Below are 12,519 nucleotides of genomic sequence, written 5' to 3'. Positions count from 1 at the left end.
GTATTATTTTTTAAGAACTTCGTTTAAAAAAAGCTGTAAATGCTCAAAAGATCTTTTTGCTGCAACGGCATTGTAAGCAGCGCCTTTTGAATTGTCATTTCCGGCTTCTGGATTTGTAAACGAGTGTACTGAATTTGCATAATAAATCATTTGCCAGTCAGCTTTTGAATCACGCATTTCTTGTTGAAAAGAAGCAATTTCTTCTTTTGGAACAAAAGGATCATCAGCTCCGTGACAAATTAAAACTTTAACTGAGGTTGGTTCTGTTTTTCTCGCAGCATCTTTTCCTAAGCCGCCATGAAAAGAGGCAATTCCTTTTACATTAAGATGTCCGCGAACCGCTTCAAGAACTCCAGTTCCTCCAAAACAATAGCCGATAGCAACAATATTATCAGCATTTGCTCCGGACTTTACTAATTCCTGCAAAGCTGCATTAATTCGTTTTTGATAAGCTTCGGGATTACTTTTGTAAAATCCGGCTTGTTTTCCTGCTTCAGAAGTATTTGTTGGATAATTTCCTTCTCCATAAATATCAGCGATAAAAACATTGTAGCCTAGTTTTGACAATTCTTCGGCAATTCCTTTTGAAGCATTATCGATTCCTAACCAAGCCGGTAAAAGCAAGATTCCAGGATTGTTAGCGCTTTTTTTAGCAGATTTTATAAATAAACCATTCAATGCCTGACTTCCTTCAGCATATTTTACGGGTTTTAATTGTGCATTCATAGTAGTTGAAAACAATATTGCAGCAAAAATAAGGGTGGCTAAATTTTTCATTTTTTTACAATTTTTAACAAATATCAGAAATATTATGTTACAAAAAAACCTCGGAAGCTATTTCGCGAGGTTTATTTAACACATTTCATCAAACAAAATTATTTTCCGGGATGATAGGTTCGTTCGGCATTTTTCAGAACGTCTTCTTTATAAAACAAAACATCTTTAAATTGTCCGTTTCGATACATTTCAGCCTGATCTGTAAAATGCTTTGAATTGATATCGCCGCTGTTCCCACCAGCCAATAATGATTTTGCTTTTATTTTTGGTCCAAATTCAACAGCGCACACAAAACTGTTTCCGTTATAACCGTATCGTTTTTTAGAATTATTTTGATAATTGGCTTTAAAAGAAGGTAAACTTCCCCAGGAACCAGGGCCAAAACCAATTGGTAAACTTGGTTTGTTATCATCGTATTTTAAATCAATTTCGCCGCTTGAACGCTGAAAACGATTGACTTCGCCCCAAGTGGTTTTCCAGGTTCCCCATTTTGAGTTTAGTTCTTTTATAACCGTTTGCAGCTGCGGAATCATTTGCGATGCTACGGCATTTTTTGCAAAGTTTTTTGTGTTTTCAACCTGATCTAATTCTCCTTCATCAATATACGCTTTCTGAATAATTGGGTCTAATTTATAAGCCCATTCAACGGCTAAAGTTGTGGCAACAGAATTTTCTTTGGTATAATAATCCCAATTTTTTAGAATTGAAATTGGTTCAGCTAATTCTGAATATTCGATAGATTCCGGTTTTATGTTTTTTTCGAAAACTTCAATTAAACTCGGGATTAATATTTCAAAAATGGATAATTTAGTGTCATAACCATTCGCGATAACTTTGTCTAAAGTATATTTTTCGTCGTTACTGAAAATTCTAACGGCATTTACACCTCTAAAATTTTCACCATCCGGCGCCATATATGGAATATAATTTTCTTTTTTTGGACTATTATTTCCTGCGACAGAAAATGGGGTAGAGTTACAATTTTGAAGCCAGCCATTTACTGGATTATACAAATGAACAGTTTCATTAACATCATGCAATCCCTTCCATTGTGTTGAAGAAATCGAGCCATCAATAACTTTTGCCCAGTTTAAAGTTTTATCCCGAATTGGAATAAAATTGCCATGCCAATACGCAATATTTCCTTTGTTGTCGGCATAAACCGTATTGTTAGAAGTATTGGCTTTTAAATCCATTGCTTTTTTGTAATCGTCAAAATTGGTCGATTTTGTTCGTATCCAGCTCTGAATCAAACTTGTCATGGAACGATTATTTGATTTTAAACTAATCCATTTTCCGTCGCGCTTGGCCATAATTGGGCCGTTATTTGTAGCGTAGGTTTTGAATTTCTTCGGAATTAATTTTCCTTTTTCCAGATATTTTATCGTGATTTCTTTTTCAATAACAGGTAAAAGTTTAGAATCAAATTCGTAGAAAAGTTTTCCATTTTTATTGGTGATTTTTTCGGCGTACATATCGGCAACATCAACGTTTGAAGAAGTATGCATCCATCCGCAATTCTCATTAAAACCCTGATAAATAAAAAATTGTCCCCAAGTAACGGCGCCATAAACATTTAAACCTTCTTCACTTGAAATTTGCACTTCGGGTCTAAAATAAAAAGTCGTATGCGGATTAATGTATAAAATCGAATTTTCGCTTTCTGTTTTTGATGGAGCAAAGGCAAAACCATTTGAACCTGTTTGAACATATTTTTCTCTTTCTACGTAAGCGACTTTATCATTATTTCCAGAATAAAAAGCTTTTAATTCTCCGGTAGAAAGATCTGCAGTGCTAATGGCGCCAATACTTCCGTCAGTCCAAAGCAGCGGAAACCAAGGCTCAAAATGCGTTAAAAGTGCTGGTTTTACTTCAGGATGTTTGTAGAGATAAAAGTTGATCGCATCGGCATAACTGTTTAAAAGTTTTTTAAGCCAGTCCGGTGCTTTTTTATAATCTGTTTTTGCTTCCTCAACATCAATTAAAAGTTTAATTTCTAAATCATTATATAAAACAGATTCACCTTTAATTTCAGAAAGACGTCCCAATTTTTCGATATAATTCATTTCGATTCTTTTAAAATCGTCTTCGCATTGCGCATACAATAAACCAAAAACAGCGTCGGCATCAGTTTTTCCATAAACATGTGGAATTCCCCAATTATCGCGGATTATAGTAACTTTTTCAGCCAGTTTTTCTAATCGATTAATTTCTTTTGTACTTATTTTTTGTGCCGAAAGTTGAAAACTGAAACAGATTAAAAATGTTATTTTTAAGATTTTAGAATACTGAAACATGTTTATTTGATATTAAATTTTTGTCCGGCAGTATAAATGCTCATTTCTAATTTTTCGATAGAAATTAAATTGTCTTTTTTAGCTTTTACAATGCCTTTTGGATTTTTGAAAACAATCACTTCACTTTCTCCGGCAACTTCTACTTTATTATTTCTCACAATAATTGCGGTTGCTTCGTCAATCCCTATTCCAGTTAAATCAGGAAATTCAATCAAGGCAGAAAGTAAACGATTGTAACGATTTCTCTTTAAAAAATGCTGATCGATAACGACCGTTTTTAATAAACCTAAACCTTCATCAGTTTCGAGATTATCGTATTTAATAACAGAGAAAGTTCCCGTATATTCTTTTTGTAATTTTTGGTTTCCGGTAATCATTTTTTCAGACATGACGGCTGCTCCGGCGCTTGTTCCAGAAATTGTACTTCCGTTTTCATACGCTTTTAAAATTGCTGTTTTTATGGGAGTATCATGAACGACTTTCATAAAACGCGTTTGATCGCCGCCGCTTATAAAAATTAATTTTGCTTTTTGAACCGAATCTGTCAGGGTTTTATTTTGTGCTGTTTCCTTATTGAAATTCAGCATCACAATTGGGTTTGAAGTGAGTTTTACCATTTGTGTTTTAAAAAATATAAACGAACTGTCTGGTTCTTCGCTTGACATGGGTAAAACCACGATATAATCTTTTTTACCCAATTCTGCTACACTTAAAACCTGCTTCATTAAATCATCAGAACGATCTCCGCCACCAATAATAAATAATTTTCCTTTGGGATTTTGTGCCTGAACAAAACAGCTCGTTAATAGCAAAGAAAGAATTGTAAACGATTTGATAAGTAGCTTATTTTTCATGGTTTATCCTGGTTTAGTTTGGCTGGTTTTCTATAAATTTTAAAAGAGAATTGTTGACAATAAATAATACATCCTGTATTTTATCTAAATCTACTTTTGAATCAATATCGCGCGGTGTATGATAATCTTCGTGAAAACCGCTAAAGAAAGTCATTATCGGGATTCCTTTTGCGGTAAACGATGCATAATCACTTCCAGAATGTCCGTTGGTTTCCCATAAATCTAAAGTAAACGGGTTTTGAAGTTTAGCATTGCTTTCGCTGGCAATTTTCTTCAAATATTCGGTTTCCTTTTGGGTTCCAATACTGAGAATTCTACGCGCCTTATCTTCTGGAGCACTTCTAGAAATCATATCCATATTAATGCAGAGAAGGATTTTTTGATCTTTTAAATTCAAATTCTGAACAAAATATTCACTTCCTAAAAGTCCCATTTCTTCAGCTGTCCACGCTGCAAAAAGGATGTTATATTTTGGCTGTATTTTAGATTCTGACCAGTTTTTTGCCAAAGCCAGCATTCCAGAAGTTCCCGATGCATTGTCATCTGCACCATAATAAATAGAGTCATTTTTAATTCCTAAATGATCGTAATGCGCACCAACAATAATAGTTTTTGTGGTGTCTTTTCCGGGAAGCATTCCTAAAACATTTCGAACAGAAAAAGTTCTAGTCTGCAAATCAATTGAGAAATTAATAATTGTGTTTTTTAATAGAGCAGAAGCCGTTTGAAGGTTTTGCGCTTTTTTTTCGAATGTTTCTAATGAAATTTTATTGCCTGATAAAAGTTTTTCAGCTGTTGATTTGCTCAATCTGAAAACCGGTATCGAAACACTGGATTCAATTTTTAAAGAATGAAAAACATCATTTTGATTTGAATTTTTTAGTCTAAAGTTTTGATTAGAATCGATAATAACTAAAGCAGCAGCGCCTTTATTTATTGCATTTTTCAGTTTCATTTCTTCTAAATCATTTTCTTCTGGAAATAATTTTTTAAATTTCTGATATACGGCCGAAGTTGTGTCTTTATGATTTGGAAAACCTCTCAAAACAACAACTATTTTGCCTTTTACATTTTGATTTTTATAGTCGTCGTAATTTTCCTCAGGAACGCTCAATCCGTAACCAGCAAAAACGACTTGAGTATTTTTTTGTAAAGATTGTGAGATTGGTGTTAATTCAAAATCATTCTTTGAAAGTGCAATAGTTTTGTTTCCTTTTTTGATTTCAAAAGACGCTTTTTTTACGGTATGTTCTAAAACTTTAAAATTTTGAAAATACCTGTCAGGACTATAAGGTTTCAGCTGATATAAACCCATCATCGACGATATATATTCTGAGGCCATATAACCGCCTTTTTGAGTTGCACCACGTCCTTGCAACCAGTCAGAAGCTAAAATAGAAAGTGTTCTTGTAAAATCACTTTTGGATGGATTTGAAACTGCAGTCTGCGAAAACAGCAAAGATTTACAGCAAAAAAAGGTAAATAAAAGCAATATACGTAGATGCATATTTCACCAGATAAATTAATTATAAAATGATATTTCTTTTAAAAGCGCAGCCTAATTCAATAATAGAATCTGTTTTTGCGATTCCGGGAATATTGTCGATTTTCTCGTAAAGAATTCTTCGCATATGTTCGTGATTTTTCGCTACAATTTTGATGTAAAGTGTAAACGAACCTGTTACATAATAACATTCTGTAATTTCGGGAATATTTTTTAATTCTTCGATAATTCTATCCGAATCAGAATCTTTGTTTAAAGTAATTCCGGTAAAAGATGCCCAGTCAAAACCAATTTTTTTCTCCTGAATAATAGGTTTTATACCGCCAATTATTCCTTGTTCCATTAATCGGTTAATTCGCTGATGCACCATTGTATTTGATATTTTCAAATTGGCTGCAATGGCAGAAAAAGCCATTCTTCCGTCTTTTTCTAATTCCTTAATTATATTGATGTCAAATTCGTCTAAATTATCCATGTTTTAAAATGAGTTGTAATCTTTTTATATCCATAAAAGTAGCCATTTTTTTTAATAAAAGATTAGAAAGTTAAAATTTCTAAAAATTAAATTTGATTCTATATTGTTTTAAAAATGGCTGTTTTGACTTTTTAATCGTTAATATGGAGTCAAAATATACTTTTTAAGCTTGTAGATTTAGAAAATTTATTACTTTTGCTTTTTTAAAGTTAAATATCATGACACATACAGAAAACACCCTTTCGTCAAAATCAGAAATTTTGATTGAAAAAGAGAATAAATACGGAGCTCATAATTATCATCCGCTTCCTGTGGTTTTAGAAAGAGGAGAAGGAGTTTATGTATGGGATGTTGACGGGAAAAAATACTACGATTTTTTATCGGCTTATTCTGCAGTAAACCAAGGACACTGTCATCCTAAAATTGTAAAAGCAATGGTTGATCAGGCGCAGACGTTAACACTGACTTCTCGTGCTTTTTACAATGATAAATTAGGAAATTACGAAGAATACATCACGAAGTATTTTGGTTTTGATAAAGTGCTGCCAATGAATACGGGGGCCGAAGCTGTTGAAACAGCTTTAAAAGTGTGCAGAAAATGGGCGTATGAAGTAAAAGGAATTCCTGAAAACCAAGCGCAGGTAATTGTTTGTGAAAACAATTTTCACGGAAGAACAACTACAATCATTTCATTTTCAAATGATGAAACGGCTCGTAAAAACTTTGGACCGTTTACAGATGGATTTATAAAAATTGAATATGATAATCTTGAGGCTCTTGAAAAAGCTTTAGAATCATCAAAAAATATAGCGGGATTTTTAGTGGAACCAATTCAGGGTGAAGCTGGAGTTTATGTTCCGTCAGAAGGATATTTATCGAAAGCAAAAGCATTGTGTGAGAAACATAATGTTTTATTTATTGCTGATGAAGTTCAAACGGGAATTGCACGTACGGGAAAATTATTAGCGGTTCACCACGAAAATGTACAGCCTGATATTTTGATTTTAGGAAAAGCAATTTCTGGCGGTGTTTATCCGGTTTCGGCAGTTTTGTGTAATAACGAAATCATGAATGTTATCAAACCGGGTCAGCACGGATCTACTTTTGGTGGAAATCCTGTGGCGGCGGCGGTTGCGATTGCAGCTCTTGAAGTGGTGAAGGAAGAAAAACTAGCTGAAAATGCAGAACGTTTGGGTGTTATTTTAAGAAAAGGTTTAAACGAAATCGCTGAGAGAAATCACTTAATTACGCTTGTACGTGGTAAAGGTCTTTTGAATGCGATTGTGATTAACAGCGGTGAAGATTCTGATTTGGCTTGGGAAATCTGCTTAAAATTTAGAGATAACGGATTATTAGCAAAACCAACTCACGGAAATAAAATTAGATTTGCTCCGCCATTGGTTATGACAGAAGATCAAATTAAGGAATGTCTTGAAATTATTGAGAAATCTTTAAATGAATTTAAATTATAAAAGGTTACAATTTGTTATTGATGAAAGCTGCATTTGTGATGCAGCTTTTTTTATGAGGTCTAAATTATATAAAATCCGAATAGTAATTATATAATTAATAAATCAAGTTCCTGAGTAGTTTTGGATATCGAATTAAAGCAGTAAAGATTTGATTTAACTTTATAAAATTATTAGAGATGGCTTACGGGAATAATGATTTAACGCGCTTTTTAGATGCTCAAAACAAACTTTACCTTACTGCGTATTCTGAATTGAAAAAAGGCAAAAAAGAAACACACTGGATGTGGTTTATTTTTCCTCAGATAAAAGGTTTAGGAAAAAGCGACATCGCAAAATATTATGCCATTGCTGATCTTGAAGAAGCACAAGCTTATTTGAATCACCCAATTTTAGCCAAACATTTGGTTGAGATAGCACAGCTTCTTTTAAACTTTAAGAAAAAATCTATTGAAACTATTTTGGGAGATTTAGATGCACGTAAATTACGTTCGTCTTTAAGTCTTTTTTCTCAAGTAGAAAATGCAAACCCAATATTTCAGGAATTACTGGATACTTTTTATTGTGGTAATTTAGATCCGGTTACCTTGACAATTGCTCAGGAATTAATGAAAGTACCGGTTGAAGCTTAATTGTGATTATTATTGATTAAAATTTACCTTTTATATATTACTTAGAATCTGTTATTAAAATGAAAAAGCCATTCCGTGGGGAGAATGGCTTTTTCTGTTTTGTAAAATATTTAATTTGGATTAAATTCTATAACCAGGATTTTGAGTGATTTTTTTGTTAGCATCTGTTTCTTTTAACGGAATTGGGAATACTAATTTATCAGCATCATAAGTTAATAACAACGGATCTCCATCTGGAGTTTCAGTTAAAATGGAACGTTTAGTTCTTTTAATGTCGTGAATTAAAAATCCTTCCATTCCAAGTTCTAATTCTCTTTCTAATAAAATATCATCAATTGTAACCGAAGCTAAATCATCTGCGTGAGCTCTTTCGCGGATAATATTGATGTCATCAACAGGAGCGTTGCCTATTGCAGTTCCTTCTTCAAAATTTCCTTCGGCTCTAATTAAATACATTTCTGCCAGACGAATAATTCCAACATTGGCAAACTGATCTGTAAATTTAGAAGTTAAAATTCTGCCATTATCTTCATTTTCATATATAAACTCAGCTCTGTCATCAGGATCACTGAATTTTTCCAAATAAGCATCACGAATAGAAAAATCTCCACCACGTCCTCCGTTACCTTCAGATGCATAAAAAGTTACAGCATCATTTACACCTGTTTGTTTCGTGATTTGAATAGAGAAAACATCTTCTGCCTGATCTGTATCATGATTAAAAGCTGCAGCATAGTTTTGGGACAATGCATGTCCGCTGTTTTCAATAACGTCATTTGCGGCATCTCTGGCTAAATCGTATCTGCCTTGCTGCAAATACACTCTTGCTAATAAAGCTTGTGCAGCATATTTATCGGCATAAAAACCATTGTCTTCAGGTAAGTTTGTGTAGGCAAGATTTAAACCGTCTATAATAACTTTATACACTTCTTCAACCGTGCTTCTTTCTTTAGATAAATCTACGCTAAAATCATAAATAGCGTTTGGTCTAATTACAACTCCAAGCTGAGTATTAGGCTGACCAGTTTCGTATGGTTTTGCGAAAAAGCGAACCAAATCAAAATAAGCCAATGATCTTAAAAAGTTAGCTTCTCCAATCATAACTGCTTGTCTGTCCGGATCTTTTACTTTGTCGATATTTTCGATAACCGTGTTTGATGCGTTTATAATTTCATATAATCTCGCATATGTCCCTTCGATAATTACGTTATCAGACAACATGTTTTTGCTATACATTTGTCTTAATTCGCCAAAAGTACCGCGCCATCTTAAATCTGTTGTACTTAATACTCCCGTTACACCAAGTAAATCGGCATACAATAAAACCCTGCCGCCATAAGCGTTTCCGTTTGCTGCCAGCGCATAAGTTCCGGTAAGTACGTTTGTTACTCCCGTTTCAGTACTTAATGTTGTATTAGCGTCTTCTCTCTGTTTAGGTTCTATGTCTAATTCATTTTCGCAGCTTGCAAAAAATGCAGCGAAAAATATAAATAGGATTAGTTTATTTGCTTTCATCTTTTTCTTTTTAAAAATTAAAGTTTACACCAATTGCTGTTGTTCTCGCCGGAGGTGCTGAATAGAAATCTTCTCCAATTCCGCTGTCATCTCTTCTTGCTTCAGGATCATTTCCTTCGTAGTTTGTAAAAGTCAATAAGTTAACAGCAGTAAAGTAAATTCTTAAACTGCTCATTCCTAAATCTTTCAAAACATCTTTAGGAAGTGTATATCCTAAAGTTAAATTTCTTAAACGAACAAAATCGGCTTTGTCAAGGTAACGAGAAGAATCTTGTGTACCGTTTGAACCTCCAAATCTGGCTTGAGGAACATCTGTTATGTCTCCTGGTTTTTGCCATCTGTTTAACTGATCTGCTGTTTGGTTGTCAAAATAATCGGCCGCAGTTGATTGATAAATCCCTGCTGAATTATAAATACTCGCACCCCATTCTCCCTGAAACGTAAAGGTAAAATCAAAACCTTTGTAAAGAATAGTGTTTGTTAAACCAGACATTAAAGTAGGGAATGGGTTTCCTGCAATAATACGTTCTGCTTCACTATAATTTCTTGTTGTAGTACGGTCGAGTGTACCATCGGCTTTTTTAGTGTTTTTGTAAAATAAAGCATCTCCATTGTCAGGATCAACACCAGCATATTCAACTAAATAGAAAGAAGAAATGTTTTCTCCAACTCTGTTTATATTGTATCCAACTATAATGTCTCTGTTATCGTTTGGAAGCGATTTAACCTTTGATTCATTTGTTGTCAAATTGAAACTGGTATTCCATTTAAAGTTTTCAGTGTCGATGTTTTTAGTGTTGATAGTAAGCTCAAAACCATTACTTCTTATTTTTCCAATATTTTTATTGATTGAAGCGGCTCCTGAACTTATTGGTAACGGAACTTCAAATAGTAATCCGTCAGTATCTTTTTGGTAATAATCTGCTTCAATAGAAAATCGGTCTATAAAACCAATTTCAAAACCAAAATCTGTTTGAGCTGATTTTTCCCAAGTCAAATCGTCATTACCAGGCTGATCGAAAGTAAGCCCTGATTTCAAATTATAAGGATTTGGTCTGTAAAGCTGACGAGAAGCAAAATTCCCGATTTCAGCATTTCCTAATTTACCCCAGCTTCCTTTTATTTTTAAGTTGGAAATAGCTTTACTATCCTTTAAAAATTCTTCCTGCGAAATAACCCATCCGGCAGAGAAGGCTGGGAAAACTCCAAAGCGTTCATTTTTACCAAAACGAGATGAACCATCACGACGAATACTGGCTTTTAAAAGATATTTATTCTGGAAAGAATAATTCAATCTTCCAAATTGAGAAACGAAAGCATAATCAGTTTCGCTTCCGTGGCCTTCATTTACTTCAGCACCACCGTCAACAGTTTGAAAATCATCACTAGAGAAATAAATACTGTTTACATCCTGATATCTTCTGTTGTATTTGTTGAATTCCATACCGGCAACAACATTAAAAGTATGTTTTTCTGCAAATGTTTTATCAAATGTAAAATAGTTACTTGAAACATAATTTTCTGTATTTACAGAAGTTGCAAATACAGCTCCGTCTGTAGCCATAAAAGGAGCGTTTTTACCTTGCCAGTAATCTTCTGTCTGAGATAAAAGATCGTATGAGAAATCAGAATTAAACTTTAAAGAAGAAAGTATTCTAAATTCAGCAAAAAGTTTACCCGTCAGCCTGCGCATAATAGTTTTCCAAAACGTATTATCTTTTGCCAAAAGGTAGTTTGAGTATTCTGTATTAGGGTTGGCACTTCCATCTTCTAATCTTGCCGGCGAAATTGGCGCCTGAGCAACAGATTGAAGCGGAGAAGAGAATGAATTATCATCCTGAACCCTGTGAATTAAAGATCTCGAAAAACCAAGGTTCATTCCTAAAGTTAAACGATCTGTAACTTTATGCGATACGTTTGTTCTGGCTGTAAATCTTTCTAAAGTATTACTGTCTACAATACCCGTTGTATTATTGTACGCGCCAGAAAAGAAATACTTTGTTTTCTCATCACCTCCAGAAGCAGAAAAATCAGCGTCTGTAGTATAACCAGTTCTTAAAGCAATATCCTGCCAGTTTGTATCGACTTCACCATTTCTCCAGTCTGTTCCCTGAGATAGATATTCTAACTCATCTTCAACAGATTCTAAATCGTTAACGTTTCTTCCGGCTTCCTGCAATAATTCAACATATTGTTTTGCATTAAGCCATTTTCTTTTGTGTGTAGCCTCACTAACTCCCTGCGAAAGGTTTACGGTGAAAGTTCCTTTTCCTTCACGTCCTTTTTTAGTCGTAATTAAAACAACTCCGTTAGCTCCACGCGCACCGTAAATTGCCGCAGAAGACGCATCTTTTAAAACGTCTATAGATTCAATTTCATTAGTACTTAAAGTCAATAATGGGTTTGTTGGCGCACCGTTGCTCGATTCATCATCATTAATTAACGGAATCCCATCAAGAACATACAAAGGCTGCGTTCCCGCACTAATACTCGCCGCACCACGTACACGAATATTAATACCTCCGTCAACCTTACCGTTTGTTTGCGTAATTTGAACTCCGGCCAATTTCCCAACCAAAGCATTCTGTACGTTTGAAACCGGAATCTGCTGAATATCTTTTGCTGTTACACGAGCGATATTATCTGTTAAGTTTCTTTTAGACTGTGTTCCATAACCTACAACAACTACAGTTTCAAGTTCATTTTGAACTTCATCCAGTTGGATTGTAATATTATTTGAGGCAGGAACTTCTACAGTTTTATAACTTACATAGGTTACAACCAATATTTCGCCTTTTTTAGCGGCGATTTTAAAAAGACCGTCAAAATCAGTTTGAGCACTGATATTTTTTCCCTGTACTACAATATTTGCTCCGGGAATTGGCAGTCCTTTTTTATCTGTTACTTTTCCGGAAATAGATTCTTGTGCAGCAGCTATTTGTACAAATAGTAAAAACAACCACAAGCAGTGTTTTAATTTAATTTTCATATTCATT

9 protein-coding genes are annotated in these 12,519 nt (G+C 34.1%); 2 read left to right on the top strand and 7 right to left on the bottom strand.

Annotated elements, in window-relative coordinates; translation table 11 throughout:
• Window positions 1–3 precede the first annotated feature (3 nt).
• From J2Y38_RS01450 to J2Y38_RS01430, 5 genes are all read right to left on the bottom strand, one after another.
• Window positions 4–777, bottom strand: coding sequence for a dienelactone hydrolase family protein (locus tag J2Y38_RS01450; RefSeq protein ID WP_309838910.1), 774 nt, complete (start codon window positions 775–777; stop codon window positions 4–6).
• A 98-nt stretch (window positions 778–875) separates the two neighbouring features.
• Complete coding sequence (locus J2Y38_RS01445; protein ID WP_309838908.1) at window positions 876–3,074, bottom strand: penicillin acylase family protein; 2,199 nt, start codon at window positions 3,072–3,074, stop codon at window positions 876–878.
• 2 nt (window positions 3,075–3,076) lie between these two features.
• On the bottom strand, window positions 3,077–3,928 hold the full coding sequence (locus J2Y38_RS01440) for a cyanophycinase (RefSeq protein WP_309838907.1): 852 nt from the start codon (window positions 3,926–3,928) through the stop codon (window positions 3,077–3,079).
• 13 nt (window positions 3,929–3,941) lie between these two features.
• Window positions 3,942–5,435 (bottom strand): M20/M25/M40 family metallo-hydrolase, encoded by a 1,494-nt coding sequence (locus J2Y38_RS01435; RefSeq protein WP_309838904.1) that lies wholly within the window; start codon window positions 5,433–5,435, stop codon window positions 3,942–3,944.
• Between the two features lie 19 nt (window positions 5,436–5,454).
• Entirely contained in the window at window positions 5,455–5,907 is a 453-nt protein-coding gene (locus J2Y38_RS01430; protein ID WP_291146431.1) for an Lrp/AsnC family transcriptional regulator, read from the bottom strand.
• A gap of 218 nt (window positions 5,908–6,125) precedes the next feature.
• On the opposite strand from J2Y38_RS01430, the gene rocD reads away from it, so the two are divergent.
• The gene (rocD, locus tag J2Y38_RS01425) at window positions 6,126–7,379 is read left to right on the top strand and encodes an ornithine--oxo-acid transaminase (RefSeq protein WP_309838900.1); all 1,254 of its coding nucleotides are present in this window, start codon (window positions 6,126–6,128) and stop codon (window positions 7,377–7,379) included.
• Between the two features lie 176 nt (window positions 7,380–7,555).
• Complete coding sequence (locus tag J2Y38_RS01420) at window positions 7,556–8,008, top strand: DUF1810 domain-containing protein (RefSeq protein WP_309838898.1); 453 nt, start codon at window positions 7,556–7,558, stop codon at window positions 8,006–8,008.
• Window positions 8,009–8,128: 120 nt separating this feature from the next.
• Here the strand turns inward: J2Y38_RS01420 and J2Y38_RS01415 are convergent, their stop codons facing one another.
• The gene (locus tag J2Y38_RS01415) at window positions 8,129–9,523 is read right to left on the bottom strand and encodes a RagB/SusD family nutrient uptake outer membrane protein (protein WP_309838896.1); all 1,395 of its coding nucleotides are present in this window, start codon (window positions 9,521–9,523) and stop codon (window positions 8,129–8,131) included.
• A 10-nt stretch (window positions 9,524–9,533) separates the two neighbouring features.
• Window positions 9,534–12,512, bottom strand: a complete 2,979-nt coding sequence (locus J2Y38_RS01410; protein WP_309838894.1) for a TonB-dependent receptor — start codon at window positions 12,510–12,512, stop codon at window positions 9,534–9,536.
• Window positions 12,513–12,519: the final 7 nt, after the last annotated feature.

Origin of the sequence: Flavobacterium sp. 2755 (assembly GCF_031455715.1) — a bacterium.
Taxonomy (GTDB): domain Bacteria; phylum Bacteroidota; class Bacteroidia; order Flavobacteriales; family Flavobacteriaceae; genus Flavobacterium.
The sequence above is the reverse complement of the archived record's forward strand: the minus strand, read 5'-3'. Positions and strand labels throughout refer to the sequence as shown.

Excerpts from the sequence above, each read along its gene's own strand:
- J2Y38_RS01420 (WP_309838898.1), top strand. The coding sequence starts at position 7,556 with ATGGCTTACGGGAATAATGATTTAACGCGCTTTTTAGATGCTCAAAAC.
- J2Y38_RS01435 (WP_309838904.1), bottom strand. The coding sequence starts at position 5,435 with ATGCATCTACGTATATTGCTTTTATTTACCTTTTTTTGCTGTAAATCT.
- J2Y38_RS01450 (WP_309838910.1), bottom strand. The coding sequence starts at position 777 with ATGAAAAATTTAGCCACCCTTATTTTTGCTGCAATATTGTTTTCAACT.
- rocD (WP_309838900.1), top strand. The coding sequence starts at position 6,126 with ATGACACATACAGAAAACACCCTTTCGTCAAAATCAGAAATTTTGATT.
- J2Y38_RS01410 (WP_309838894.1), bottom strand. The coding sequence starts at position 12,512 with ATGAAAATTAAATTAAAACACTGCTTGTGGTTGTTTTTACTATTTGTA.
- J2Y38_RS01430 (WP_291146431.1), bottom strand. The coding sequence starts at position 5,907 with ATGGATAATTTAGACGAATTTGACATCAATATAATTAAGGAATTAGAA.
- J2Y38_RS01445 (WP_309838908.1), bottom strand. The coding sequence starts at position 3,074 with ATGTTTCAGTATTCTAAAATCTTAAAAATAACATTTTTAATCTGTTTC.
- J2Y38_RS01415 (WP_309838896.1), bottom strand. The coding sequence starts at position 9,523 with ATGAAAGCAAATAAACTAATCCTATTTATATTTTTCGCTGCATTTTTT.
- J2Y38_RS01440 (WP_309838907.1), bottom strand. The coding sequence starts at position 3,928 with ATGAAAAATAAGCTACTTATCAAATCGTTTACAATTCTTTCTTTGCTA.